The 25,425-nt window shown below is 63.0% G+C and carries 20 protein-coding genes; 9 read left to right on the top strand and 11 right to left on the bottom strand.

The window, feature by feature from the left end; translation table 11 throughout:
- Positions 1 to 166 precede the first annotated feature (166 nt).
- Positions 167 to 706 carry a hypothetical protein gene (locus RRX38_RS04700; RefSeq protein ID WP_315961738.1) on the top strand — a complete coding sequence of 180 codons (540 nt, stop codon included), beginning with the start codon at positions 167 to 169 and terminating at the stop codon, positions 704 to 706.
- A gap of 55 nt (positions 707 to 761) precedes the next feature.
- Here the strand turns inward: RRX38_RS04700 and RRX38_RS04695 are convergent, their stop codons facing one another.
- On the bottom strand, positions 762 to 2,066 hold the full coding sequence (locus RRX38_RS04695; RefSeq protein ID WP_315961737.1) for a glycosyltransferase: 1,305 nt from the start codon (positions 2,064 to 2,066) through the stop codon (positions 762 to 764).
- Positions 2,053 to 2,418, bottom strand: coding sequence for a response regulator (locus RRX38_RS04690; protein WP_295472990.1), 366 nt, complete (start codon positions 2,416 to 2,418; stop codon positions 2,053 to 2,055). Before RRX38_RS04690 ends, RRX38_RS04695 begins: the two co-directional genes overlap by 14 nt.
- A gap of 252 nt (positions 2,419 to 2,670) precedes the next feature.
- Here RRX38_RS04690 and RRX38_RS04685 point away from each other — a divergent pair, with 252 nt between their 5' ends.
- The 5 genes from RRX38_RS04685 to RRX38_RS04665 all read left to right on the top strand — a co-directional run bounded on the left by RRX38_RS04685 (position 2,671) and on the right by RRX38_RS04665 (position 9,369).
- The gene (locus tag RRX38_RS04685) at positions 2,671 to 6,174 is read left to right on the top strand and encodes a response regulator (protein ID WP_315961736.1); all 3,504 of its coding nucleotides are present in this window, start codon (positions 2,671 to 2,673) and stop codon (positions 6,172 to 6,174) included.
- Positions 6,175 to 6,222: 48 nt separating this feature from the next.
- Positions 6,223 to 7,044, top strand: a complete 822-nt coding sequence (locus RRX38_RS04680) for a CheR family methyltransferase (RefSeq protein ID WP_295472994.1) — start codon at positions 6,223 to 6,225, stop codon at positions 7,042 to 7,044.
- Positions 7,041 to 7,652, top strand: a complete 612-nt coding sequence (locus RRX38_RS04675; protein ID WP_295472996.1) for a chemotaxis protein CheB — start codon at positions 7,041 to 7,043, stop codon at positions 7,650 to 7,652. The genes RRX38_RS04680 and RRX38_RS04675 overlap by 4 nt, the downstream gene beginning before the upstream one ends.
- Complete coding sequence (locus RRX38_RS04670) at positions 7,646 to 8,845, top strand: hybrid sensor histidine kinase/response regulator (protein ID WP_315961735.1); 1,200 nt, start codon at positions 7,646 to 7,648, stop codon at positions 8,843 to 8,845. Before RRX38_RS04675 ends, RRX38_RS04670 begins: the two co-directional genes overlap by 7 nt.
- 146 nt (positions 8,846 to 8,991) lie before the next feature.
- Positions 8,992 to 9,369, top strand: coding sequence for a response regulator (locus tag RRX38_RS04665; RefSeq protein ID WP_295473000.1), 378 nt, complete (start codon positions 8,992 to 8,994; stop codon positions 9,367 to 9,369).
- Between the two features lie 9 nt (positions 9,370 to 9,378).
- On the opposite strand, the gene RRX38_RS04660 is transcribed toward RRX38_RS04665, so the two are convergent.
- Positions 9,379 to 11,055 (bottom strand): ATP-binding protein, encoded by a 1,677-nt coding sequence (locus tag RRX38_RS04660; protein WP_410524895.1) that lies wholly within the window; start codon positions 11,053 to 11,055, stop codon positions 9,379 to 9,381.
- A 344-nt stretch (positions 11,056 to 11,399) separates the two neighbouring features.
- Positions 11,400 to 12,905 (bottom strand): ATPase domain-containing protein, encoded by a 1,506-nt coding sequence (locus RRX38_RS04655; protein WP_315961733.1) that lies wholly within the window; start codon positions 12,903 to 12,905, stop codon positions 11,400 to 11,402.
- 317 nt (positions 12,906 to 13,222) lie between these two features.
- On the opposite strand from RRX38_RS04655, the gene RRX38_RS04650 reads away from it, so the two are divergent.
- Both RRX38_RS04650 and nudC read left to right on the top strand, forming a co-directional pair.
- The gene (locus RRX38_RS04650) at positions 13,223 to 14,035 is read left to right on the top strand and encodes a crotonase/enoyl-CoA hydratase family protein (protein WP_295473006.1); all 813 of its coding nucleotides are present in this window, start codon (positions 13,223 to 13,225) and stop codon (positions 14,033 to 14,035) included.
- A 27-nt stretch (positions 14,036 to 14,062) separates the two neighbouring features.
- A complete protein-coding gene (gene nudC, locus RRX38_RS04645) occupies positions 14,063 to 14,893 on the top strand; it encodes an NAD(+) diphosphatase (RefSeq protein ID WP_315961732.1) in 831 nt (276 codons plus the stop codon).
- On the opposite strand, the gene RRX38_RS04640 is transcribed toward nudC, so the two are convergent.
- From RRX38_RS04640 to RRX38_RS04630, 3 genes are all read right to left on the bottom strand, one after another.
- Positions 14,861 to 15,640, bottom strand: coding sequence for a TSUP family transporter (locus tag RRX38_RS04640; protein ID WP_295473009.1), 780 nt, complete (start codon positions 15,638 to 15,640; stop codon positions 14,861 to 14,863). The genes nudC and RRX38_RS04640 overlap by 33 nt on opposite strands.
- Positions 15,641 to 15,953: 313 nt before the next feature.
- Positions 15,954 to 16,721 (bottom strand): SDR family oxidoreductase, encoded by a 768-nt coding sequence (locus tag RRX38_RS04635; protein WP_315961731.1) that lies wholly within the window; start codon positions 16,719 to 16,721, stop codon positions 15,954 to 15,956.
- Positions 16,722 to 16,849: 128 nt separating this feature from the next.
- A complete protein-coding gene (locus tag RRX38_RS04630; RefSeq protein ID WP_295474824.1) occupies positions 16,850 to 17,167 on the bottom strand; it encodes an SCP2 sterol-binding domain-containing protein in 318 nt (105 codons plus the stop codon).
- A gap of 234 nt (positions 17,168 to 17,401) precedes the next feature.
- Here RRX38_RS04630 and sohB point away from each other — a divergent pair, with 234 nt between their 5' ends.
- Complete coding sequence (sohB, locus tag RRX38_RS04625; protein WP_295474821.1) at positions 17,402 to 18,427, top strand: protease SohB; 1,026 nt, start codon at positions 17,402 to 17,404, stop codon at positions 18,425 to 18,427.
- Between the two features lie 166 nt (positions 18,428 to 18,593).
- Here the strand turns inward: sohB and RRX38_RS04620 are convergent, their stop codons facing one another.
- From RRX38_RS04620 to metH, 4 genes are all read right to left on the bottom strand, one after another.
- Positions 18,594 to 19,088, bottom strand: coding sequence for a DUF934 domain-containing protein (locus RRX38_RS04620; RefSeq protein ID WP_315961730.1), 495 nt, complete (start codon positions 19,086 to 19,088; stop codon positions 18,594 to 18,596).
- Positions 19,072 to 20,730, bottom strand: a complete 1,659-nt coding sequence (locus RRX38_RS04615; RefSeq protein WP_315961729.1) for a nitrite/sulfite reductase — start codon at positions 20,728 to 20,730, stop codon at positions 19,072 to 19,074. The genes RRX38_RS04620 and RRX38_RS04615 overlap by 17 nt, the downstream gene beginning before the upstream one ends.
- Before the next feature lie 516 nt (positions 20,731 to 21,246).
- The gene (locus tag RRX38_RS04610) at positions 21,247 to 21,477 is read right to left on the bottom strand and encodes a DUF2970 domain-containing protein (RefSeq protein ID WP_295474812.1); all 231 of its coding nucleotides are present in this window, start codon (positions 21,475 to 21,477) and stop codon (positions 21,247 to 21,249) included.
- Positions 21,478 to 21,612: 135 nt separating this feature from the next.
- Entirely contained in the window at positions 21,613 to 25,332 is a 3,720-nt protein-coding gene (gene metH / locus RRX38_RS04605; protein ID WP_315961728.1) for a methionine synthase, read from the bottom strand.
- Positions 25,333 to 25,425 lie beyond the last annotated feature (93 nt).

Raw genomic sequence — 25,425 nt, 5'->3', positions numbered from 1 at the left:
TCGGCAAGGCCTTGCCGTGTCTGGCAAGGCCTGTCCGCCGGCGCGTGTCTCCTCAACCACGGCCATGGGCGTGCGGCGCTCTGCCGCGCGGCTTTTCCACGGCTGGCACCCATCTTGCTGCTGACTGCGCGGGGCCATACGGCCCCGCCACAGCAGGAGACCAACGATGTTCGTCAGCAACAGTACGCTCGACCACCTGGCTTCCAGGTTCGTCAACGGGCGCCGGGCGCTGGAGGAGATATCCCGGGAGTCGATCCCTTCGTATGTGCCGTCGGCTGTCCAGGCTGCCGCTGCAACGCTCACCTCCGGTTCCGGAAGCGGGGCCTCGCAAGGCAATGCCCAGGACAATACGGCGTATAAGGAATCCTTCGCCAAGATGATGTTGAGCCTCAAATCCCAGACATCCGTGGCGGCCGGTGTGGCCGACAAGGACAACGGGGTGAGCGGCCAGCCAGACGTGTCGGCCGAGCAGCCGGAACGGATTTCAGCCCGGCAGGCGTTTCTCGACTACATGCAGCAGCCGGCGATGGACAGGGTGCGTGAACAGCTGACCGGTGTCAGCAAGGAAGCGTACGAAGCCATGACCTCCGAGGAGCAGCAAGGCGTCGATCGCAAGTTCCAGGAGGCCTTGAAGCAGCAGCAGGAGGTGGCCAAGGAAGACATCAACACCCGTATCAAGGCGCTCAAGGCCGGGTTGATCGCCTGATGGTCGCGCCCGCTGTCGACAGGCAACGGGCGTTTTCCTGAGGCCGACTGGCGGTTCAGGCCAGGCGGTTCTTGGCCTCAATCCACTGCGCCATGTACTGGGTGCTCTTGTGCTGATGGTGACGCAGCATCGCCCCGGTGAAATTGGCCAGGCGATGGGCGGGCAACCTGTCGCGCAGCTCGGTGATGCGCTGGATCAGGCTGGCGGCGTGGCGGTCACGCGGGTAACGCTCGCCAAGCAGGCGCCAGCCGTCGACCTGCGCCTGCTCCCAGCGCGTCTGGTCACGGTACAGCCTCACGGCGGCCTCGGCGATGGCGGCGGCATTGGTGGCCACCAGGCCAGGCCAGGGCAATTCGCCGTGCATGGCTTCGGTGCCGATCGGCGTGGTCACCGAGGGCGTACCACAGAGCATCGCGTCGATCAGCTTGCCCTTGATGCCCGCGCCGAAGCGCAGCGGCGCCAGGCACACCCGTGCCTGGGCCATGACCTGCAGGGCGTCTTCTGCCCAGTCCATGATGTGGAAGCCCTGTGCCGGATTGTGCAGTGCCGTGGCCTTGGGCGGCGTGTAGGCGCCATAGATGTGCAGTTGGGCCTGCGGCAGCTGCTGGCGGATCAACGGCCAGATGGCGTTCTTGAGCCACAGCACGGCATCCCAGTTCGGCGCATGACGAAAGTTGCCGATGCTCAGGAAATGCGCGCGCTCGATGAAGCCGGGAGGCGTTGGCAACGCGGGCTCCGGCATCAGCGGGCACCAGTGCAGCAGGGCGGGCGGCAGGTTGAACGCCGTGGTGAGCAGCTGCATTTCGACATCCGAAGTCATCAGGTTGAGGTCGCAGCGGTACAGTGCGGCGACCTCGCGCAACGCCAGGTCGCTGCCGGCCATGCGCTGGAACAGGCTGGTGTGGGGCTGTTCGAACAGGCTCGGCATGTTCGATTCGGCCGTCGGCGTCGCCAGCAAGGCCTTGAGATGCTGGTGGCGCGCATGCCGCAGGCTTTGTAGATCGGAGGTTTCCAGGACGCGCAGTGCGTTGGGGCAGTGTTTCTCGACCCGCCAGCCGAATTGCTCTTCGATCATGAACTGGTCGAACACCACCACATGCGGGTCCAGCTCGCGTACGAAACTGTCGAAGCTTTCGCTGTTCAGTTCGATGTGTCGTTCAGTGATGCCCAGGTCGTTCAGCGCGGCCCTGTGCAGACCCTCGCTGGCCGGGCTGGCGAAGGTGATCTGCCATCCTTGTTCGAGGAAACAGTGCAGAAGCTGCATGACGTGGCCGCTGGCCGCCGAGGAGCGTGGCTCCGGCCAGACATAGCCGATGAACAGCAGGCGGGTAGTGGGGGAATGCGGGTCATGCCTGGCCAAGAATACCGGTTACCTTGTCGCGCAGTTGGTCGATGGAGAAGGGCTTGCCGATGGAGTGCATGCCATCGGGGACCTCGATGTTCTCCGAATAGCCACTGGCGAACAGTACCGGTACTTCAGGGCGTAGCTGGCGGGCCTGGCGGGCCAGCTCGGTGCCTTTCATGTCCGGCAGCCCCTGGTCGGTCATCAGCAGGTCGATGTGCGCACTGCCATCCTTCAGGCGCGCCAGGGCGGACTCTGCATCGCTGGCTTCGAGCACCTGGTATTCCAGCTCCTCCAGGACATCGACGATCAGCATGCGCACGATGTCGTCATCTTCGACCACGAGAATGGTGCTGGCTTCGGCAGGCATGGTTAACTCCCTAAAAATGGCATTGGCGGCAGCGGCTATGCTGCCTTCTGAATCTGTAAACAAAACACCCTCAGAAGTTCCATGGATGGCTCAACGCCGTGCGGGCCTTTCCGTGAACTCCGCCATTCTGTGATGTGGGCGACTTATTGCCAATTTATGTTTGAAATTTCAATCCCGTAGAAGCGAAAAGGGAATCTTTTTGTTAAGTTTGCGTCGCATGCGGTAATTTCACGGGGCCATCAGGGAATATCCATGAATCGTCTGTCTTCCATCGACGAACAGCGCTTTCGCAAACTACTGGGACGTAACGTCAGCCTGCCGCTGGGTGTGGGTGTACTCAGCGCGGTGTTTTTCATCATTCTGATCACCTATCTGCTCGAAGCCATCCAGTGGGTCGAGCACACCGACCGGGTCATCAACAACACCAACCGCTCGCTGAAGCTTTCCATCGATATGGAAACCGGCATGCGCGGTTACCTGCTGACCGGCGATGAGCATTTCCTCGACCCTTATGAGGTGGCCCGCCCGGTCCTGACGGCGGAGCTGCAGGGGTTGCAGAAGCTGGTCGAGGACAACCCCGTGCAGCTCGATCGCTTTCGCCGCCTGTCTACCCTGCAGGAGGAGTGGGACCAGTTCGCCCAAGAGATGATCGGCCTGCGCCGCCAGAACGGCGACTACCTGACGCCGACCATCGCCGGACGGGGCAAGCGCATTACCGATCAGATCCGCACGGAGTACGAGCAGGCGGTGGCCATGGAGCAGCAGTTGCGCATCGAGCGTAACGCCGATGTCACGCGTATCACCGTGCTTTCGGTCACCCTGTACCTGATTTTCGTGGTCTGCGTCAGCGGTATCCTGGCCTGGATGGGGCGTCGTGACCTGCTCAATCTGTCCACCACCTACAGCACCAACCTCAATCTGCAGGCCAGCAACGCCGAGCGCCTGGAAAAGGTGGCGTGGCTGCGCAACGGGCAGAGCGCTCTCGCCGAGCAAGTGCTTGGGCAACTGACGCTCAACCTGCTGGGCCGCAATGTGTTGAAGTTTTTCGCCCAGTACCTGGGGGTCGTGGTCGCTGCGGTTTACGTGCGCCAGGAGCACGGTGGCCTGTCGCGGGTGGCGACCTACGGCTTTTCCCGCGAGCAGGAAGAGCGGGAAGAAGCCTTTCATGCTGGTGAGCGACTTACTGGCCAGGTGCTGGAAGGGCAGCGGGTGATCACGGTCGATGCCTTGCCAGGCGATTACTTCAAGGTCAGTTCCGGGTTGGGCGAGTGCGCCCCGTGTAGCGTGGCCATCGTCTCGACCCGCAGTGACGAACAGGTCAACGGTGTGATCGAGCTGGGTTTCATGCGCCCGCTCAGTGAGCGTGATATCGAGTTCCTCGAACTGGTCGCCGATAACGTCGGCGCCTCTATCGAGGCGGCCCGTTATCGCCAGCGTCTGCAGGAAGTGCTCAGCGAAACCCGTCAGCTCAATGAGGAGCTCCAGGTGCAGCAGGAAGAGCTGCGTACCGCCAACGAAGAACTCGAGGAGCAATCCCGGGTGCTCAAGGAGTCCCAGGCCCATCTGGAAACCCAGCAGGCCGAGCTGGAGCAGACCAACGTACAGCTGGCCGAGCAGCGCGATGCGCTTGACTTGAAGAACGAAGAGCTGAGCACGGCGCAGGCCGAGCTGCAGGCGCGGGCCGATGAGCTGCAGCGTTCCAGCCGTTACAAATCCGAGTTCCTGGCCAACATGTCCCACGAGCTGCGTACGCCGCTCAACAGTTCGCTGATCCTCGCCAAGCTGCTGGCAGAGAATCCGGGCCGCAACCTCTCCGACGAGCAGGTCAAGTTCGCCGAATCGATCTATTCGGCCGGTAACGATTTGCTCAACCTCATCAACGATATCCTCGACATCGCCAAGGTCGAGGCCGGCAAGCTCGAAGTACGCCCCGAGAACTGCAGCGTGGTGCGTCTGGTAGAGAACCTCAAGAGCGTGTTCCAGCCCCTGGCGATGGACAAACAGTTGCAATTCAATGTCGAGCTGCTGGCCGATGCGCCGGAAATGCTGCACACCGACAGCTTGCGGCTGGAGCAGATCCTCAAGAACCTGCTGTCCAACGCCATCAAGTTCACCGAGCAGGGGAGCGTGACCCTGACCGTGTCCGGGCGTGCCGAGGGAGGTATCGCCTTCGCCGTACGCGATTCGGGCATCGGTATCGCCGACGATCAGCAGTTGAGCATCTTCGAAGCCTTCCACCAGGCCGACGGCACCACCAACCGCCGCTATGGCGGCACCGGTCTGGGCTTGTCCATTTCCCGTGACCTGGCAGCCCTGCTGGGCGGCTCGATCAGTGTCTCCAGCCAGTTGGGGCAGGGCAGTGTGTTCACCCTGTCGATGCCACAGACCTGGCACGCCCCCGAAGACAGCTCGCCGGCCCTGCTGGCGCCAGTGGTGGCCACGCCGTCTGCGGCGTTCCGCGCTCCCGAGGCATTGCCGCCGCGCGTCGAGGCGCGTTCGGCGCCGGTTGCCGGCCAGGCCCTGGAGCGCCCGCCATCTTTCGCCGATGATCGCGAGCTGGCGCCGTTCGATACGCGCAGCATCCTGGTCATCGAAGACGACGTGACTTTCGCACGGATCCTTTTCGATCTGGCCCACGAGCTGGGCTACCGCTGCCTGGTGGCCCATGCTGCCGATGAGGGCTTCGACCTTGCGGCGCAGTTCGCCCCGGACGCTATCCTGCTCGACATGCGCCTGCCCGACCACTCGGGCCTGACCGTGCTGCAGCGCCTCAAGGAGCAGGCCTCGACCCGGCACATCCCGGTGCATGTGATCTCGGTCGAGGACCGCCAGGAAGCGGCCCTGCACATGGGGGCCATCGGCTACGCGGTCAAGCCGACCACCCGTGAAGAGCTCAAGGATGTCTTTGCCAAGCTCGAAGCCAAGCTGACCCAGAAGCTCAAGCGCGTGCTCCTGGTGGAAGACGACGACCTGCAGCGCGAAAGCATCGCTTTGCTCATCGGCGACGACGACATCGAAATCACCGCCGTCGGCCTCGCCCAGCAAGCCCTGGAGTTGCTGCGCGAGAACATCTACGACTGCATGATCATCGACCTCAAGCTGCCTGACATGCTGGGCAACGAGTTGCTCAAGCGCATGGCCGCCGACGGCATTCGCTCCTTCCCGCCGGTGATCGTCTATACCGGGCGCAACATGACCCGCGATGAAGAGGCCGAGCTGATGAAGTACTCGCGCTCGATCATCATCAAGGGCGCGCGTTCACCGGAACGGCTGCTCGACGAAGTGACGCTGTTCCTGCACAAGGTCGAATCGCAGCTGTCCAACGAGCGACAGAAGATGCTGATGACCGCGCGAAGTCGCGACAAGGTGTTCGAGGCACGGCGCATCCTGGTGGTCGATGACGACGTACGCAACATCTTCGCGCTGACCAGCGCCCTGGAACACAAGGGCGCCGTGGTGGAAGTGGCGCGTAACGGCCAGGAGGCCCTGGATCGTCTCAACGAGGTCGAGGACATCGACCTGGTGCTGATGGACGTGATGATGCCCGAGATGGACGGTTTCGAAGCTACCGCACGAATCCGCAAGGACCCGCGCTGGCGCAAGCTGCCGGTGATCGCGGTGACTGCCAAGGCCATGAAGGATGACCAGGAGCGTTGCCTGCAGGCCGGCGCCAACGACTACCTGGCCAAGCCCATCGACCTGGACCGGCTGTTCTCGCTGATCCGGGTCTGGCTGCCGAAAATGGAACGTATTTGAGTGTCTGTGGCCAAAGCGGCACTCAGATCCACAGGTTCAGGTTTTTGCATGTCCCATGACAAGAACGCCGATATCGAGCTGCGGCTGTTGATCGAGGCCATCTACCTCAAGTACAGCTACGATTTCCGCGACTATTCCGGCGCCTCGATCAAGCGCCGGGTGCAGCACGCGCTGCTGCAGTTCGAGTGCGCCACCATCTCGGCGCTGCAGGAGCGCGTGCTGCACGATCCCCAGGCCTTCACCCAGCTGTTGCAGTGGCTCACCATTCCGGTCAGCGAGATGTTCCGCGATCCCTCGCACTTCCTGGCGATTCGCCAGGAAGTGATGCCGATTCTGCGCACCTACCCGTCGCTGAAGATCTGGATCGCCGGTTGCAGCACCGGGGAAGAGGTTTACTCGATGGCCATTCTGCTGCGTGAAGAGGGGCTGTTGGAGCGTACTATCCTGTATGCCACCGACATCAACCCCAACTCCCTGGAGAAGGCCGAGCAGGGCATCTTCGCCATGGACAACGTACGCGCCTGGGAGCACAGCTATCGGGCGGCCGGCGGACGCGGCGCGCTGTCGGATTACTACACCTCGGCCTACGACTACGCGATTTTCGACAAAAGCCTGCGCGAGAACGTGACCTTCGCCGACCACAGCCTGGCCACCGACAGCGTGTTCTCCGAGACGCACCTGATTTCCTGCCGCAACGTGCTGATCTACTTCAACAAGAAGCTTCAAGACCGTGCCTTCGGCCTGTTCCACGAATCGCTTTGCCACCGGGGCTTTCTGGCTCTGGGCAGCAAGGAAACCCTGGATTTCTCTGCCTACACTGACGCCTTCGAACCCCTGGTCAAGCCTGAACGGATCTACCGCAAGTCATGAAGACAACCTTTGGCGGTTCCCCTGTGCCTGCCTTGCCACGGGTCGAGGCCATCGTTCTGGGGGCTTCGGCCGGTGGCGTCGAGGCGTTGCTGACGGTCACGCAGGGCATTCGCCGGGGCTTCCGGTTGCCGCTGATCGTGGTACTGCACTTGCCTGACCAGCACTGCAGCCAACTGGCGCAGATTTTCCAGAACCGCCTGCCGATCGAGGTACGCGAGGCGCGCGACAAGGAAAGCCTGACTCCCGGCACCCTGTATTTCGCGCCGGCCGGCTACCACCTGTCGGTGGAAGATGACCGCAGCCTGTCGCTGAGCCAGGAGGAGAAGGTGTTCTTTTCCCGGCCCAGTATCGACATTCTTTTCGAATCGGCCGCCGATGCCTATGGCCCGCATCTGGTCGGTGTCCTGCTGACCGGTGCCAATGCCGATGGTGCGCGCGGCCTGGCCCGCATCAAGGCGTTCGGCGGCCTGACTGTGATCCAGAACCCCGAGCTGGCCGTGGCGTCTGCCATGCCCGAGGCCGGCCTGAGCCTGCATACCCCCGATTACCTGCTATCGCTGACGGAGATCAGAGATTTGCTGACCCAACTGGAACGAATCGCATGCTGAGCCACATCAAGGCAAAACTGCTGATCGTCGACGATCTGCCGGAAAACCTTCTGGCCCTCGAAGCGCTGATCAAGCGCGAGGATCGCACGGTGTATCAGGCTCTCTCAGCCGACGAGGCGCTTTCGTTGCTGCTGCAGCACGAGTTCGCCCTGGCCATTCTCGATGTGCAGATGCCTGGCATGAATGGCTTCGAGCTGGCCGAGATGATGCGTAGCACGGAAAAGACCAAGCATATCCCCATCGTGTTCGTGACCGCCGCCGGGCGCGAGATGAACTACGCCTTCAAAGGCTACGAAAGCGGGGCGGTGGACTTTTTGCACAAGCCGCTGGACATCCATGCGGTGAAGAGCAAGGTCAATGTGTTCGTCGAGCTGTATCGCCAACGCAAGGCCATGAAACTGCAGGTCGAGGAGCTGGAGCGCAGCCGCCAGGAACAGCAGGTGTTGCTCGAACAGCTGCAGGCCACCCAGGCGGATCTGCAACGCGCGGTACGCATGCGCGACGATTTCATGTCCATCGTTTCCCACGAGGTGCGCACGCCGCTCAACGGCCTGATCCTGGAAACCCAGTTGCGCAAGTTGCACCTGGCAAAGAACAACGAGTCGGCCTTCAGCCTGGATAAGATCCGCAGCATGGTCGAACGCGATGAACGGCAGATCCAGAGCCTGATCCGCCTGATCGAAGACATGCTCGACGTGTCGCGGATCCGTACCGGCAAGCTGTCAATCCGCACCAGCGCCTTCGACCTGTCCGAACTGGTCAGCAACCTGTTGGAGAATTTCGCGGCGCAGGTCGACGCCGCCGGCTGCACGCTGACCCTGAATGCCGATGACCCGGTGATCGGCGTGTGGGATGAGTTTCGTATCGAGCAGGTGATTGCCAACCTGCTCACCAATGCCTTGCGCTACGGTGCCGGAAAGCCTGTAGAAGTCCGGGTTTACGCCGATACAAGCTGCAATGAGGCGCGCGTCGAGGTGCGTGACCATGGCATCGGCATTTCGGCCGAGAACCAGGCGCGTATCTTCCAGCAGTTCGAACGGGTAACCGCCAGTCATGCGGTGGCCGGGCTGGGGCTGGGTCTGTTCATCTCCGAACAGATCGTGCTTGCCCATGGTGGACGGATCCAGGTGCAAAGCCAGGAAGGCGATGGCTCTACGTTCAGCGTCTGTCTGCCTTTGCAGGCAGACGCCTGAGCGCGCCGGCGCCGGTCTTGCAAGAGCGAGGCGCCGGTTTTTTCCTGCCCGATGCCTGAGGTTGCAAATTGCCAGACAATCCTGCGCAACCTCCTTGAAGCAGCGTGGTCGTATGGGCAGCTATCTGAATACTTGAAGGCCGTTACATGAGCGTTGATGCGCAAGATGTTGTACTGATCGTCGAAGACGAACCCCTGATCATGATGCTGCTGTCGGACTACCTGTCCGGCGAGGGGTATCGTGTACTGCAGGCCGAGAACGGCGAGCAGGCCTTCGAAATCCTGGCCAGTCGGCCACACCTTGACCTGATGATCACCGACTACCGTCTGCCCGGCGGAATTTCCGGGGTGATGATCGCCGAACCGGCGGTCAAACTGCGTCCGGACCTGAAGGTGATCTTCATCAGCGGCTATCCGGCGGAGATCGCTGAATCCGGCAGCCCCATTGCGGCCCGCGCGCCGATTCTGGCCAAGCCGTTCACCATGGAAACCCTGCACAGCCAGATCGAAAGGCTGCTCGCCTGATCCGGCGTTTCAGCCTCTAATCATCTCCCGCACCTTGGCGGTCAGGTGGTCGAAGGTGAAAGGCTTGCTGATCATCTGCATTTCATCACCCAGGAAGTCCGCCCTGACCGCGGCGTGTTCGGCATAGCCGGTGATGAACAGCACCTTGAGACCGGGCCGCAGTGCGCGGGCGATCTCCGCCAGTTGACGGCCGTTCATCCCTGGCAGGCCCACGTCGCTGATCAACAGGTCGATGCGCCGCGGCGACTCCATGATCGGCATCGCACTGCTGGCGTCGCTGGCCTGTTCGAAGGCGTAGCCCAGTTCATCCAGGACCTCGCTGACCAGGCGGCGCACGGCCGGGTCGTCTTCCACGATCAGCACGGTTTCGCCTTCCCTGGCAAAGCCGGCGTCGCTCTGGAAGGCCTGCTGGTCATCCTCCGGGGTGCCCAGGTAGCGCGGCAGGAACAGGTTGACCGTGGTGCCCTGGCCGACTTCGCTGTCGATCGCCACATGGCCGCGTGACTGCTTGCTGAAGCCGTAGATCATCGACAGGCCCAGGCCGGTGCCCTGACCAATCGGTTTGGTGGTAAAGAACGGATCGAAGGCGCGGCTGACCACCGTGGCGGGCATGCCGCAGCCGTTGTCACTGACGCTCAGGCATACGTATTCGCCGGGCAGCAGGTTATCGTGGCTGTCGGTGTAGCTGCGTTCCAGGCGGCGATTGCTGGTCTCGATACGCAGTCGCCCGCCGTCTGGCATGGCGTCGCGGGCGTTGAGCACCAAGTTGAGCAGGGCGCTCTCCAGCTGGTTGGCGTCGGCTTCGGCGGTCCACAGCTGTGCATCCAGCACCATCTGCAAATGAATGCTTTCGCTCAGGCTGCGCTGGATCAGCTCGTCCATGGCACGGATCAGGTGGTTCATTTCCACCGGCCGGGCATCCAGCGACTGGCGCCGTGAGAAGGCCAGCAGCCGGTGGGTGAGGGCAGCGGCGCGGTTGGCCGAGGTCACGCCCAGGTCGATGAGGCTCTCCAGGTCTTCGGTGCGGCCCCGCGCCAGGCGTCGGCGCATCAGCTCCAGGCTGCCGATAATGCCGGTCAGCATGTTGTTGAAGTCATGGGCGATGCCGCCGGTGAGCTGGCCCACCGCTTCCATCTTCTGTGACTGGCGCAGTACTTCCTCGTTATGCCGCAGTTGCGAGGTGCGCTCCTGGATCTGCTGTTCCAGGTTTTCGTTGAGACGCCGCAGCTGGGCTTCGGCCTGCTTGCGGTCGCTGATGTCTGAGGTCACGCCGACCAGCGCGCTGATCTGCCCATTCTTGGCATGGATGGTCCGTGCGCGTACGTCCACCCAGTTCAGTGATCCGTCCGGCCACAGGTTGCGGAATTCGATGATGAAGTCGGCACCGCTGTCCAGGCTGTGCTGAAGTGCCGCCTGCATGCGCGGCTGGTCCTCGGCATACACGGTGTCCAGCCATTGTGTGTACTCGAACGGCTCATGTTCGCTGCGCCCGTAGTGCGCCCGGGTGATGGCCGAACATTCGAGCACCAGCCCGTCGACATTCAGCTGCCAGGCGCCCAGGCGCCCTGCGGTGAGAGCGTTGTGCAAGCGTTGCTCGCCTTCGATCAGGTCTTCCATGCGTGCTCGCGCTTCGTACTGGCGCCGCCGCCCGCGCACTGCCGTGTTGACCAGGCTGACCAGGGTCATGGGATGGAAGGGGCGCTCCAGAAAACTCACGTTACCCAGCTGGCTGCCCAGGCGGGTCGAAGGATTCTGCTCCGGGCCACCGTGGCGGGTCAGGAGGATCACCGGCAGGTCCGACCAGGCCGGCTGGTCGGCCAGCAGGGCCAGCAGCGGCGCAAGGTCCACGCCGCGCAGGGCTTCGTCGGCGATGATCGCCAGCCCGGCACCGGCTGCCAGTTCCGCGACCAGGGCGGGCAGGTCGCCGACCACCTTGGCGCGCAGGCCAGCCTCGGCAAGGAGACTGCTCGCCACCTGACTGTCACGCCCGTGAGGCGCAAGGATGATGGCCCGCTCGGAGAACGCCGGTATCAAGGGTACTCGTCCTCTAGCAGGGGCTGACTGTCGCCGTAATAGTGAGGCACTCCGCGCAGCACGCCCTGGAAGCCATGCAAGGGGGCACCAATCTTCAGGCCGCCCACACCGATGCGGTACTCCCGGATAGTCGATTCGTGGGCGCCGGTGCGCTTCTTGATGATTGAAATGGCCCGGCGGACTTCACCCAGTGCTTCGAAATAGCGCAGCAGGATCACCGTGTCGGCCAGGTAGGTAATGTCTACCGGGGCGCGCATGTCGCCCACCAGGCCCTGCTGCGCGATGGTCATGAAGGTCGAGGCACCTCGACGGTTGAGGTACAGCAGCAGCTCGTGCATGTGCAGCACCAGGGCGTTTTCCTCGGGCATTGCCGCCTGGTAGCCATTGAGGCTGTCGATGATCACCGTTTCGATACGCTGTTCATCCACGCAACGGCGCACCCGATGGGAGAATTCGCCGGGCGAGAGTTCGGCTGCATCGACCTGTTCGATCCAGATCTGCCCGTTGTCCTGCAGACCGCGCAGGTCCATGCCCAATGCCTGCATGCGGTCGTGCAACAGGCCCAGCTCCTCGTCGAAGACGAACAGCGCAGCACGCTCGCCGCGGGCAATCGCCTGCATGGCGAAGACCAGGGCCAGCAGCGACTTGCCGGTGCCGGCCGGGCCCAGTACCAGGGTGCTTGAACCACGCTCGACGCCGCCGCCGAGCAGGGCGTCGAGTTCGGCTATACCGCTGCTCAACTGGCGGCGTTCAAACTGGTTGCGGTGTTCGGCCGCGACCAGGCGCGGGAAGACCTTGATGCCGCCAACCTGGATGGTGAAGTCGTGATAGCCGCCACGGTACTTTTGCCCGCGGTACTTGATGATCTTCAGGCGCCGCCGCTCTGCGCCGTAGGACGGCGTCAATTCCTGCAGACGGATGACGCCATGGGCCACGCTGTGCACGGTCTTGTCCAGCGCGTCGGTGGTCAGGTCGTCGAGCAGCAGCACCGTGGCGTCATAACGCGCGAAATAGTGCTTCATCGCCAGCACCTGACGCCGGTAGCGCAGCGAGCTTTGCGCCAGCAGGCGGATTTCGGAAAGGCTGTCGATCACCACCCGGCTGGGCTTTGTGCGCTCCACCGCGCTGAAGATCTGCGCGACGGTTTCGCCCAGCTCCAGGTCCGAGGAATAAAGAAGGCTCTGCTGGTGTTCGATGCTGAGCAGGCTCTCCGGCGGCGCCAGCTCGAAAACTGCAATGCTTTCGTCGAACTGCCAGCCATGTGAGTGGGCACTTTCGCGCAGCTCACGCTCGGTTTCGGACAGGGTGATGTACAGGGTGGTTTCACCCGCTTGCATACCGGCCAGGAGAAACTGCATGGCCACGGTGGTCTTGCCGGTGCCCGGCTCGCCCTCCAGGAGGAACACGTGGCCGCGCGAAAGCCCGCCGGACAGCACGTCGTCCAGGCCTTCGATACCGGTTTGCGCCTTGGGGGTAGTCAATGATTGTTCCTCGCAATCCATGAGTGGCCGGAGCTGCCAGTTGGCGCTCGGTTCCCTGACCGTGCTGCAGTGATTGACCCCGTCTGCGCAGGTGCGTTCAGAGATTCTTCCAGTGCTGCCGACGCTTGCCAAGCCGGTCGTGGTGGTCCGGCAATTGACCGTTGCTGCGCTTTACGGGAATGGCCGCAAGGTTGCTATAGTCACGCGTTCAAACCCGCTGGCAAGCGAGCGCAGACGTGCTGGGCTGGTGGCACCGACTTGAGCCGGGATGTCTTTCGCGGCTGTAACCGCTCAAAGGATGAATCCACCTGCTGCAAGCCAATATCGAGGATCCTGCCGTGTCCGACTACCAAGCCTTTACCGTGCATATCGACGACCGCATCGCCCATGTGCAGATCAACCGGCCTGACAAGCTCAACGCCATGAATGCACCGTTCTGGCGGGAAATAATCGACATCTTCGGCCTTATCGACGAGCGTGACGACATACGCGCCGTGGTGCTCAGTGGCGCGGGCCGACACTTTTCTTCGGGGATCGATCTGGCCCTGCTGAGCAGCGTGGCCAGCGAGCTGGGGGCCGACAGCGGGCGTAACGCCAGGCGCCTGCGACGGCGCATCAAGGAGTTGCAGGCATCGTTCACCGCCGTCGCCGAATGCCGCAAGCCGGTGCTGGCCGCCGTGCAGGGCTACTGCCTGGGTGGTGCCATCGACCTGATAGCCGCCTGCGACATGCGCTATGCCGCCGCCGATGCACAGTTCGCCATCCGCGAGATCGACATGGGCATGACGGCCGACGTAGGCACCTTGCAGCGCTTGCCGCGGATCATCGGCGATGGCATGTTGCGTGAGCTGGCCTACACCGGGCGCACGGTCGACGCCCGCGAGGCCGAGCGTATCGGGTTGGTCAATCGTGTCTACGACGATGCGCCGCAGTTGCTCGAGGGCGTGCTGGCGCTGGCCCGGCAGATCGCCGAGAAGTCGCCGATCGCCGTGGAGGGCAGTAAGCGCATGATCGACTACATGCGCGACCACCGTGTCGACGATGGCCTGGAGTACGTTGCCATCTGGAACGCCGCCATGCTGCAATCAGCCGATCTCAAACAGGCCATGCTGGCCCACATGAACAAGCACAAGCCGGTGTTCGACGACTGAACACGGCGCAGACAGGAGTGTGTTTCGATGACCCGCCGTTGGACCACCGCCGTACTCGACCCTCAACGCAACGAAGGCCGTGCCGTGGTACACAGCCCCCAGGGCTTCCTGATGGGCGAGGAGGGCGTGCTGTTCTCCAGGCAATGGCTGGCCAGCCTCGACCTGCCGCTGTTGAGTGAGCACGGTATCGGCCATTTCGATGGCGAGCCGGTGTACCTGTGGGTGCTGCCCCAGGCCGTAGAGCTTCCCGGGCTGGCCTGGCAGGGCTTGCGCCAGTTCATGCTGCAGGGCGATTTCGCGGTGTACCAGAAGCTTGGCTACGCCGCGCAGATCGCCACCTGGGCACGCGAACACCGGTTCTGCGGCGCCTGCGGCCAGCCGACCGTGCAGGTCCCCGGCGAGCGGGCAATGTATTGCGCCGCCGACGACCTGCGTTTCTACCCGCGCATTTCACCGAGCATGATCGTGCTCATCACCCGTGGCGACGAGATTCTCCTGGCTCGCTCGCCGCGTTTCGTCACCGGTATCTACAGTGTGCTGGCCGGGTTTGCCGAGCCGGGCGAGTCCGCCGAAGACTGTGTGCGCCGCGAAGTGATGGAGGAGGTGCGGCTGACGGTACGCAATATCCAGTACATCGGTAGCCAGTGCTGGCCGTTTCCGCATTCGATGATGCTGGGCTTCCATGCCGAATACGAAAGCGGCGAAATCATCCGTCAGCCTGAAGAGATCGAGGACGCCCGCTGGTTCAGCATCCACGACCTGCCGCCGCTGCCGGCCAACCGCTCGATTGCCCGCTACCTGATCGACCTTTACCTGGCGCGCCGCTCAGGCGCCCCCGAACCAGTGCTGCCAGGCTAGGCGCACGGTCAGCGCCAGGACCATGATGATGAATACCGGGCGAATGAACTTGGCGCCGCCCTTGATCGCCGTGCCGGCGCCGAAATAGGCGCCGAGCATGACCGCCAGGCCCATGCTCACGCCGATGATCACGTCGACCTGCCCGGACACCGCGAATACCGTCAGGGCCATCGCGTTGCTGACAAAGTTCATGCTGCGCGCCACACCACTGGCCTTGACCAGGTCCACCGGGTAGGCCATCAGCGTGCTGACGGTCCAGAACGCGCCGGTGCCGGGGCCCGCCACGCCATCGTAGAAGCCCAGGCTCAGGCCCTGCGGCACCTGGCGTGCCTTCTTGATCGGGGCATCGCTGTCCAGCGGTGCCTTGGGCGTACCGCCGAACAACAGATAGAGCCCACAGGCGAAGACGATCACCGGCAGCATCTGGTTGATCCACTGTGCTGGCAGGTAGTGGGCGATCACCGCGCCAAGCGCCGCACCCACGGCGGTGCTGATCAGCGCCAGCTTCCATTGCGCCGGGTCGAACAGCTTGCGCCGGTAGTAGGTGAAGCTCGCGGTGGCCGAGCCAAAGGTGGCGCACAGCTTGTTGGTGCCCAGCACCATGTGCGGTGGCAGCCCGGCGGTCATCAGCGCCGGTGTGGTGAGCAGGCCGCCGCCACCGGCGATGGCATCGATGAAGCCGGCCACGAAGGCCACGACCGCGAGAACGGCCAGGGTGAGGGGATCGACACTGAGTTCAAAAGGCATGGGCAAGGCTTATCGGCAGGCAGGGCGCAACGGGCGCCCCAAAGCCGCGCATTCTAGCTGCCTTGGTCTGTGTTGTCCCGGTTTCGCGGTCACACAGTTCGGTTAGCCCCAATACCTTTCGGTTATGCGCTTTTCACTGCGGCATGTGGCCCGGTGGGAGCGGCTTTAGCCGCGAAAGCGCCAGGAAATTCACTGCATCTGTTGTGAACCGGCGGTCGCTTCGCGGCTGAAGCCGCTCCTACCCGGCCTAACTGAACGGTATTGGCGTTAGCCGCAATACCGTTCAGCCGGCACAAGCGGCTTGGCTTCTGCCTCAGGACAGGAAGCCGCCATCGACATTGAGAATGGCTCCGGTGGTGTAGCTCGACGCTTGGCTGGCCAGGTACAGCACTGCACCGGCCATCTCGCCCGGTTCGGCGACGCGCTTGAGCGGGATGCGCGCCAGCGCCATCTTGAGGATGCCGGGGTCGTTGACCAGCGCCGAAGCAAAGCGGGTGTCGGTCAGTCCTGGCAGCAAGGCATTGCAGCGAATGCCGAAGGGCGCGCACTCCTTGGCGAACACCTTGGTCATGTTGATGACCGCCGCCTTGGTTATGGAGTAGATGCCCTGGAACTCTCCGGGTGACACGCCATTGATCGAGGCCACGTTGATGATGCTGCCGCCACCCTGTTCACGCATCAGCCGGCCGGCCAGTACCGACATGAAGAAATAGCCGCGAATGTTCACGTCCACGGTTTTCTGGAAGGCGCCGGGGTCGGTGTCCAGTACATGGCAGAACTGCGGGTTGGTCGCGGCATTGTTGACCAGGATGTCCAGGCGCCCGAAACGGCTGCGGATTTCGCCAAACAGCGCCTCGATGGCCGCTGTTTCGCCAATATGACAGGCCAGTGCCGTGGCCTGGCCACCCTCGGCGATGATCGCGTCGGCGACCTGCTGGCAGCCGCCGAGCTTGCGGCTGGAGACGATCACATGGGCACCCTGGCTGGCCAGCAGGCGGGCGATGGCTTCACCGATGCCACGGCTGGCGCCGGACACCAGGGCGACCTGGCCGTCGAGGTCGAAAAGCGTGGTTCTGGACATGCTGGACTCCTGTTCTTGTTTGTTTCGGTGGGAGACTCTAGTCGCGAAACTGCCTGCCGCGTTATGTACAGGCGAAAAAAAACCGAAGCCCATGAGGCTTCGGTTCTTATCTGTCTGCCACTTGCCGCTTACTGAGGGAACAGCTCACTCAGTTTCAGGGCCAGCATCATATCGCCTTCGGTGCGCAGCTTGCCGCCCATGAAGGCCTGCATGCCGTCGGTCTCGCCGCTGACGATGCCTTTGAGGGTTTCGGCGTCCATGACCAGAGTGACGTTGGCATCAGCGTTCTCGCCTTCCTGCAGTTGGCAGGTACCGTCCTTGACGATCAGGGCGTAGTGCTTGTCTTCGTCGGTGATGTGAAAGCCGAAGACCAGATCCAGGCCGGCGGCGGCGCTGGGGTTGAACTTGGCTTGCATTTGCTGGACTGCATCGGCTACTGAGGTCATGTGTCGATCCTTATTGAAGGTGGTCTGCGCCGTTCAGGGAGCATGTCCTGCAGCGGCAGCTGCAGGCGAGGTTATGAGGATGGCGGAGGGCTGTCAACCTAAAATCATACATTCGTTTGAATTGCCTGTTTCAATCCGCCGCCGCTGCAGTGGCTGGTGATCGTTGGGCGCGCTCGGTATGCTTGGGCGTTGCGTCCTCGCTGGTAGAGGGCGCCCCGTATTGAAGGAGTCTTCGTGGATTTTCTCGCCGATTACGCAAGCTTTCTGGCCAAGACCGTGACCCTGGTGATCGCCATCGTCGTGGTACTGGTGGCCGTGGCGGCTTCCCGCAGCAAAGGGCGCGGCAAGGCCGCCGGGCAATTGCAGGTGACCCGGCTCAACGACTTCTACAAGGGGCTGCGCGACCGCCTGGAAGGTTCGTTGCTAGACAAGGCGCGTCTGAAAGCGCTGCGCAAGGAGCAGGCCAAGGCGCGCAAGAAGGACAAGAAAGCGCCGCAGGACAAGCCGCGTGTCTATGTGCTGGACTTCAATGGCGATATCAAGGCCTCGGCCACCGAGAGCCTGCGCCATGAGATCACCGCACTGTTGAGCCTGGCCAGCGACAAGGACGAAGTGGTGCTGCGCCTGGAAAGCGGCGGTGGCCTGGTGCACAGCTATGGCCTGGCCTCTTCGCAGCTGGCGCGCATCCGCCAGGCGGGCATTCCGTTGACCATCTGCATCGACAAGGTCGCTGCCAGTGGCGGTTACATGATGGCCTGCATCGGCAACCGCATCATCAGCGCGCCGTTCGCCATCCTCGGTTCGATCGGTGTGGTGGCGCAGCTGCCCAACGTCAATCGCCTGCTGAAGAAGCACGATATCGATTTCGAGGTACTCACCGCCGGTGAGTACAAGCGCACCCTGACGGTGTTTGGCGAAAATACCGAGAAGGGCCGGGAGAAGTTCCAGCAGGACCTGGAAGTCACCCACCAGCTGTTCAAGGGCTTCGTGGCCAGCTACCGGCCACAGCTGAGTATCGAGGAGGTCGCCACCGGCGAGGTGTGGCTGGGCATGGCGGCGCTGGACAAGCAGCTGGTCGATGAGCTGAAGACCAGCGACGAATATCTGGCCGACAAGGCCAAGGACGCGGACGTCTTCCACCTGCATTACGCCCAGCGCAAGAGCCTGCAACAGAAGGTCGGCATGGCGGCGGCGATCTCGCTGGACGGCGTGCTGGCGCGCGTCTGGGAGCGGCTCAGCCAGCAGCGCTTCTGGTCCTGAACACGGCTGCCGGGTCTTGGTGGCGCATACGCCAGATGCTGCCGCCCGGTAGGGCTTGAGCCGCGCAAGGCTTCCCGGCTGAAACCGGTCCGACAGGCTAAATAACCCTGCGCAAAACAAAAGCCCGGCCTTCAGTGAAGGCCGGGCTTTTGTTTATCGCGCCGAATCAGCGGCGACGGAACAGCGGCAGCGGCTCGTCGGTAGCAGCCTGGTAGGTCACCGAGAAGTCCTGGAGGCTTTCCAGTGCTTCGTACGGATCCTTGTCTGCACGAATGGCGAAGGCGTCGAAGCCGCAGCGACGCAGGTAGAACAGCTGGTCGCGCAATACATCGCCAATGGCCCGCAGCTCGCCCTTGTAGCCATAGCGATCACGCAGCAGGCGCGCATTGGAATAGCTGCGCCCGTCGGTGAAGGCCGGGAAGTTCAGCGCGATGACCTGGAAATGCGCGACATCTTCGCCGATTTCCTCGGCTTCCTCGTCGCTGTCCAGCCACACGCCCAGGCCGCCGTCACGGGCCTTCAGTGCGTGGGCGTGCTCACGCCACAGGGCCAGTGGAACGATCAGGTCGTCACAGTTGGACAGGCTGTCGAAGGTCGTGTCCTTGGGCAGCAGGTGCCAGGTTTCATCGACGACTTCGTTGTTCTTAATGATTCGCTGCATAGACGCGCTCCTTGAAAGGGTCGATGCCAATACGGTTGTAGGTGTCGATGAAGCGCTCTTCCTCGGTACGTTTCTCGACGTACACGTTGATCAGCTTCTCGATCACGTCGGGCATCGCCTCCTGGGCGAAGGACGGGCCGAGGATCTTGCCCAGGCTGGCGTCACGGCTGGCACTGCCACCCAGCGACACCTGGTAGAACTCTTCGCCCTTCTTGTCCACGCCAAGGATGCCGATGTGGCCGACGTGGTGGTGGCCGCAGGCGTTCATGCAGCCGGAGATGTTGAGGTCCAGCTCGCCGATGTCGAACAGGTAGTCCAGGTCGTCGAAGCGGCGCTGTATGGATTCGGCGATCGGGATCGACTTGGCGTTGGCCAGTGAGCAGAAGTCGCCGCCCGGGCAGCAGATGATGTCGGTCAGCAGGCCGATGTTCGGCGTGGCGAAGCCATGCTCGCGCAGCAGGTTCCACAGCTCGAACAGGCGTGCCTGCTCGACGTCGGCGAGGATGATGTTCTGCTCGTGGGAAGTGCGCAGGTAGCCGAAGCTGTACTGGTCGGCCAGGTCGGCCACGGCATCGAGCTGCTTGTCGGTCACATCGCCTGGCGCTACGCCAGTGGGCTTGAGCGACAGGGTCACGGCCACGTAGCCGGGCTTCTTGTGCGCCAGGACGTTGCGCTGGCGCCAGCGGGCGAAGCCGGGGTGCTCGGTATCCAGGGCTGCCAATTCGGCGTCGAGGTTTTCCAGGGCCTTGTACTCGGGGTCGACGAAGTGCCGCGCCACGCGCTGCAGTTCGGCCTCGGTGAGGGTGGTCGGGCCGCCACGCAGGTGGGCCATCTCGGCTTCGACCTTCTCGGCGAAGACCTCGGGGGTCAGGGCCTTGACCAGGATCTTGATCCGCGCCTTGTACTTGTTGTCCCGGCGGCCATAGCGGTTGTACACACGCAGGATGGCGTCCAGGTAGCTGAGCAGGTCCTGCCAGGGCAGGAACTCGTTGATGAAGGCACCGACCACCGGGGTACGGCCCAGGCCGCCACCCACCAGCACGCGGAAGCCCAGTTCGCCTGCGGCGTTGCGCACCGGTTCCAGGCCGATGTCATGCACTTCGATGGCCGCACGGTCGCTGGTCGAGCCGTTGATGGCGATCTTGAACTTGCGCGGCAGGTAGGCGAACTCGGGGTGGAAGGTGGTCCATTGGCGGACGATCTCGCACCAGGGCCGCGGGTCCACCAGCTCGTCGGCGGCGACACCGGCGAACTGGTCGGTGGTCACGTTGCGCAGGCAGTTGCCGCTGGTCTGGATGGCGTGCATCTGCACGGTGGCCAGTTCGGCGAGAATTTCCGGTACGTCTTCGAGTGCTGGCCAGTTGAACTGCACGTTCTGACGGGTACTGATGTGGGCATAGCCCTTGTCGTAGTCGCGGGCGATCTTCGCCAGCATGCGCGCCTGGCGCGAGTTCAGCTGGCCATAAGGCACGGCGACGCGCAGCATGGGCGCGAAACGCTGGACGTACAGACCGTTCTGCAGGCGCAGTGGTCGGAATTCCTCTTCGCTCAGCTCTCCCGCCAGGTAGCGTCGGGTCTGATCCCGGAACTGCCTGACGCGGTCCTCGATGATCTGCTGATCGTACTCGTCGTATACGTACATATAGGTCCTGTTCTCAGGCTTCGATGATGAGGCGCGGCCACCACGAGGAGGGCGGATACGCCAGCCCGGCCTCGGGGCCTGCCTCATCTGGACAATTCTCTGCGCGCACGGTCGCGCACTCCCTGCGGAGCGGTGGCGAAGATACCAGTTTGCTGATATCGGCAAAAGTGATGTTTATATATATGCAAATCACTAAAAGCGATATGCAGCACGCCGCCGGTCTTGTCCCTGCTTGAAGTATGGTTAAGCGCAGGCTTAACTACCTGCATCCCTCCCTTTTACATCTGCATTCACTCACAAAACCAACAAGAGGCAATGCGATGCGTAACCACACCAAGACTGCCAAGCCTGACAGCTCTGTAGATGCCTGGGCGATCTTCTTCCTGATTCTGCTCGTCGTGGGTGGCGCGGTGTTCTGGGTCAGTGGTCAGTGAGCTGATCTGACTCCGCAACCGGCCATCGTCCGAGGGGAGGGGTGCGGGTGGTGCGTTGGCAGTGACCTGCCGACGTACCGCTTCAGGCACCGAGGAAATACAGCACCAGACGCACGATCAACAGCAGCCCGAGGGCGAATACCAGGGTGAAGCCAAGGCCCAGCACCACAAAATGCCAGGGCTTGTCATGGCTGAAATCCCGTTGTCGATTGCGCTCGCTCTGCACGCCGAAGGCAGCGGCCAGAACGCTGTGCAGCATCTGCCAGAAGGTGGGTGGCGACTTCTTCTCGGTGGGGCTGTTCTTGTTGTCCATGGGGCGGCCCTGCACGCGCCTGTATTCAGGCAGGGTAACCCCATTGGCGCAGGACTGACGGACCAGCCGACGCGAGGCTTGGTCGGGTGCCGGACGGCACCCGACCAAGCCCGCTCGGCCTTGCGCTGAGCGGCTTTACTCCTCGTAGCCCAGGTTCGGCGCCAGCCAGCGTTCGGTCACTTCCAGCGGCTGCTGTTTGCGCACGCTGTAGCTTTCCACCTGATCCTTGTCGACCTTGCCCACGGCGAAATACTGCGCCTCGGGGTGGGCGAAGTACCAGCCGCTGACAGCGGCGGCCGGGAACATCGCATAGTGCTCGGTGAGGAACACACCGCTGCGGCCTGCCGTGTGCGGTGCCGTATCCGCTGGCAATGGGTCGAGCAGATTGAACAGGGTGCGCTTCTCGGTGTGGTCAGGGCAGGCGGGGTAACCGGGGGCAGGGCGGATACCGCTGTACTGCTCGCGAATCAGCGCCTCGTTGTCCAGTTGCTCGTCGGCCGCATAGCCCCAGTACGCCTTGCGCACCCGCTCGTGCAGCCATTCGGCACAGGCTTCGGCGAGGCGGTCGGCGAGGGCCTTGACCATGATCGCGTTATAGTCGTCGCCCTTGTCCTGGTAGGCCTTGGCCACTTCCTCGGCGCCGATGCCGGCGGTGGTAATGAAACCGCCCATGTAGTCGGTAACGCCGCTGTCCTTGGGCGCCACATAGTCGGCCAGCGACAGGTTCGGCTTGCCGTCGGGCTTGATGGTCTGCTGGCGCAGGTGGTGCAGGGTGGCCAGGGTCTGGCCGTCTTCGCCGTAGACTTCCAGGTCGTCATGGTTGACCTGGTTGGCCGGCCAGAAGCCGAATACCGCGCGGGCACGGATGAGCTTCTCGTCGATCAGCTTGCGCAGCAGCTTCTGCGCGTCGTCGAACAGCACCGTGGCGGCTTCGCCGACCACTTCGTCGGTGAGGATGCGCGGGTACTTGCCCGCCAGGTCCCAGGAAATGAAGAAGGGTGTCCAGTCGATGTACTCGGCCAGCACGTTGAGGTCGATGTCTTCCAGCACGCGGGTGCCGGTGAAGCTCGGCTTGACCGGAGTGTAGCCGGACCAGTCGAACTGCGGCTTGTTGGCCAGGGCCTGGGCGTAGGGCAGGCGCTCGGTACGGGTGCTGCGCGCGGCAGTGCGCTCGCGCACCTGTACGTATTCCTCGCGGGTCTTGGCCACGAACGCCGGTTTCAGCTCCTTGGACAGCAGTTGCGTGGCCACGCCGACGGCACGCGAGGCGTCGGTGACGTAGATCACCGCGTCATTGCTGTAGCGCGGCTCGATCTTCACCGCGGTGTGCGCCTTGGAGGTGGTGGCGCCGCCGATCAGCAGCGGCAGGTGGAAGTCCTGGCGCTGCATTTCGCGGGCGACGTGGACCATCTCGTCGAGCGACGGGGTGATCAATCCCGACAGGCCGATGATGTCGCATTTCTGCTCCTTGGCGACCTGCAGGATCTTCTCCGCCGGCACCATCACGCCCAGGTCGACGATATCGTAGCCATTGCAGCCCAGCACCACGCCGACGATGTTCTTGCCGATGTCGTGCACGTCGCCCTTGACCGTGGCCATGAGGATCTTGCCCTTGGCTTCCGGTTTGTCGCCCTTCTCGGCCTCGATGAACGGGATCAGGTGCGCCACGGCCTGTTTCATCACCCGTGCGGACTTGACCACTTGGGGCAGGAACATCTTGCCCGAGCCGAACAGGTCGCCAACCACGTTCATGCCTGACATCAGCGGGCCTTCGATGACCTCGATGGGACGCTTGAACGACAGCCGCGATTCTTCGGTGTCTTCGACGATGAACGCGGTGATGCCCTTGACCAGCGCATGTTCCAGGCGCTGATTCACCGGCCAGCTGCGCCACTCTTCGGTCTCGGCTTCCTTGGCGGCACCATCGCCTTTGTATTCGTCGGCGATCGCCAGCAACGCATCGGTGCCTTCCGGGGTACGGTTGAGCACCACGTCCTCGACCTTCTCACGCAGTGCGGCGGGGATCTCGTCGTAGATCTCCAGCTGGCCGGCGTTGACGATACCCATGGTCAGGCCATTGCGGATCGCGTGGTATAGGAACACCGAGTGGATCGCCTCGCGCACCGGGTTGTTGCCACGGAACGAGAACGACACGTTGGACACGCCACCACTGGATAGCGCGTAGGGCAGGTGGTGGCGAATGTAGGCACAGGCCTCGATGAAGTCGACGGCGTAGTTGTTGTGCTCTTCGATGCCGGTGGCCACGGCGAAGATGTTCGGGTCGAAGATGATGTCTTCCGGCGGGAAGCCCACTTCATTGACCAGGATGTCGTAGCTGCGCTGGCAGATTTCCTTCTTGCGTGCGGCGGTGTCGGCCTGGCCGACCTCGTCGAAAGCCATCACCACCACGGCGGCGCCGTAGCGCTTGCACAGCCGGGCGTGGTGCTTGAACGCCTCGACGCCTTCCTTCATGGAGATCGAGTTGACGATGCCCTTGCCCTGGATGCACTTCAAGCCGGCTTCGATCACCTCCCATTTGGAGGAGTCGATCATGATCGGCACCCGGGAAATGTCCGGCTCGCCGGCGATCAGGTTGAGGAAACGGACCATGGCGGCCTGGGAGTCGAGCATCCCTTCGTCCATGTTGATGTCGATCACCTGGGCGCCGGCCTCGACCTGCTGCAGCGCCACTTCCAACGCCTCGGTGTAGTTCTCTTCACGGATCAGCCGGGCGAACTTGGCGGAGCCGGTGATGTTGGTGCGCTCGCCGACGTTGACGAACAGCGAGCTGCGGTCGATGGTGAACGGCTCCAGGCCCGACAGGCGGCAGGCCTTGGGGATCTCGGGAATGGTCCGTGGCGAGTACTTGGCTACGGCTTCGGCGATGGCCTGGATATGCGCCGGGGTGGTGCCGCAGCAACCCCCGATGATGTTCAGGAAGCCGCTGGCAGCGAACTCCTCGACCACGGCGGCCATCTGCGCCGGGGTTTCGTCGTATTCACCGAAGGCATTCGGCAGGCCGGCGTTGGGGTGCGCCGAGACGTGGGTGTCGGCCTTGTTCGACAGCTCTTCGAGGTAGGGGCGCAGGTCGCTGGCGCCCAGGGCGCAGTTCAGGCCCACCGAGATCGGCTTGGCATGGCGCACCGAGTTCCAGAAGGCCTCGGTGGTCTGCCCGGAAAGGGTACGGCCCGAGGCGTCGGTAATGGTGCCGCTGATCATGATCGGCAGTTCGATGCCGTCTTCCTCGAAGACCTGCTGCACGGCGAAGATCGCCGCCTTGGCGTTGAGGGTGTCGAAGATGGTCTCGATGAGGATCAGGTCGGCACCGCCCTCGATCAGGCCACGCGTGGCCTCGGTGTAGTTCTCCACCAGCTCGTCGAAGGTGACGTTGCGGTAGCCGGGGTCGTTGACGTCCGGGGAGATCGAGCAGGTGCGGCTGGTCGGGCCCAGCACGCCGGCGACGAAGCGCGGCCGATCCGGGGTTTCCAGGGTCTTGGCATCGGCCACCTGGCGGGCGATGCGTGCGCCTTCGACGTTGAGTTCGTAGACCAGCGCTTCCATGCCGTAGTCGGCCTGGGATACCCGGGTGGCGTTGAAGGTGTTGGTTTCCAGGATGTCGGCACCGGCGTCCAGGTAGGCCTTCTCGATGGCACCAATCACGTCCGGGCGGGTCAGAAGCAGCAGGTCGTTGTTGCCTTTGACGTCGCTTGGCCAGTCGGCGAAGCGTTCGCCGCGGTAGTCCTGCTCTTCGAGCCGGTAGCTCTGGATCATGGTGCCCATGCCGCCATCGAGGATCAGAATCCTTTCTTTCAGAGCGTTCAGAAGAGCGTGATGGCGGGCGCTGCGGTCAGACATGGGGGCTACCTTGAAAAGGCCGGAACAGAACGGGCCGGGATAAACAGAAAGGCAAAATCATAGCAAAGCCGAACAGATTTAGCGTTGCCTGGG

The organism is Pseudomonas sp. DTU_2021_1001937_2_SI_NGA_ILE_001 (assembly GCF_032463525.1).
Classification (GTDB): Bacteria; Pseudomonadota; Gammaproteobacteria; order Pseudomonadales; family Pseudomonadaceae; genus Aquipseudomonas.
The sequence above is the reverse complement of the archived record's forward strand: the minus strand, read 5'-3'. Positions and strand labels throughout refer to the sequence as shown.

What these genes read in the sequence shown, in the direction of transcription:
- RRX38_RS04675 (WP_295472996.1), top strand. Translation starts at nt 7,041, where the DNA reads ATGAAGACAACCTTTGGCGGTTCCCCTGTGCCTGCCTTGCCACGGGTC.
- RRX38_RS04615 (WP_315961729.1), bottom strand. Translation starts at nt 20,730, where the DNA reads ATGTACGTATACGACGAGTACGATCAGCAGATCATCGAGGACCGCGTC.
- RRX38_RS04635 (WP_315961731.1), bottom strand. Translation starts at nt 16,721, where the DNA reads ATGTCCAGAACCACGCTTTTCGACCTCGACGGCCAGGTCGCCCTGGTG.
- RRX38_RS04655 (WP_315961733.1), bottom strand. Translation starts at nt 12,905, where the DNA reads ATGGATTGCGAGGAACAATCATTGACTACCCCCAAGGCGCAAACCGGT.
- RRX38_RS04685 (WP_315961736.1), top strand. Translation starts at nt 2,671, where the DNA reads ATGAATCGTCTGTCTTCCATCGACGAACAGCGCTTTCGCAAACTACTG.
- RRX38_RS04640 (WP_295473009.1), bottom strand. Translation starts at nt 15,640, where the DNA reads ATGCCTTTTGAACTCAGTGTCGATCCCCTCACCCTGGCCGTTCTCGCG.
- RRX38_RS04670 (WP_315961735.1), top strand. Translation starts at nt 7,646, where the DNA reads ATGCTGAGCCACATCAAGGCAAAACTGCTGATCGTCGACGATCTGCCG.
- RRX38_RS04660 (WP_410524895.1), bottom strand. Translation starts at nt 11,055, where the DNA reads ATGACCCTGGTCAGCCTGGTCAACACGGCAGTGCGCGGGCGGCGGCGC.
- RRX38_RS04700 (WP_315961738.1), top strand. Translation starts at nt 167, where the DNA reads ATGTTCGTCAGCAACAGTACGCTCGACCACCTGGCTTCCAGGTTCGTC.
- RRX38_RS04665 (WP_295473000.1), top strand. Translation starts at nt 8,992, where the DNA reads ATGAGCGTTGATGCGCAAGATGTTGTACTGATCGTCGAAGACGAACCC.
- RRX38_RS04620 (WP_315961730.1), bottom strand. Translation starts at nt 19,088, where the DNA reads ATGCAGCGAATCATTAAGAACAACGAAGTCGTCGATGAAACCTGGCAC.
- metH (WP_315961728.1), bottom strand. Translation starts at nt 25,332, where the DNA reads ATGTCTGACCGCAGCGCCCGCCATCACGCTCTTCTGAACGCTCTGAAA.
- RRX38_RS04610 (WP_295474812.1), bottom strand. Translation starts at nt 21,477, where the DNA reads ATGGACAACAAGAACAGCCCCACCGAGAAGAAGTCGCCACCCACCTTC.
- nudC (WP_315961732.1), top strand. Translation starts at nt 14,063, where the DNA reads ATGACCCGCCGTTGGACCACCGCCGTACTCGACCCTCAACGCAACGAA.
- RRX38_RS04680 (WP_295472994.1), top strand. Translation starts at nt 6,223, where the DNA reads ATGTCCCATGACAAGAACGCCGATATCGAGCTGCGGCTGTTGATCGAG.
- RRX38_RS04630 (WP_295474824.1), bottom strand. Translation starts at nt 17,167, where the DNA reads ATGACCTCAGTAGCCGATGCAGTCCAGCAAATGCAAGCCAAGTTCAAC.
- RRX38_RS04690 (WP_295472990.1), bottom strand. Translation starts at nt 2,418, where the DNA reads ATGCCTGCCGAAGCCAGCACCATTCTCGTGGTCGAAGATGACGACATC.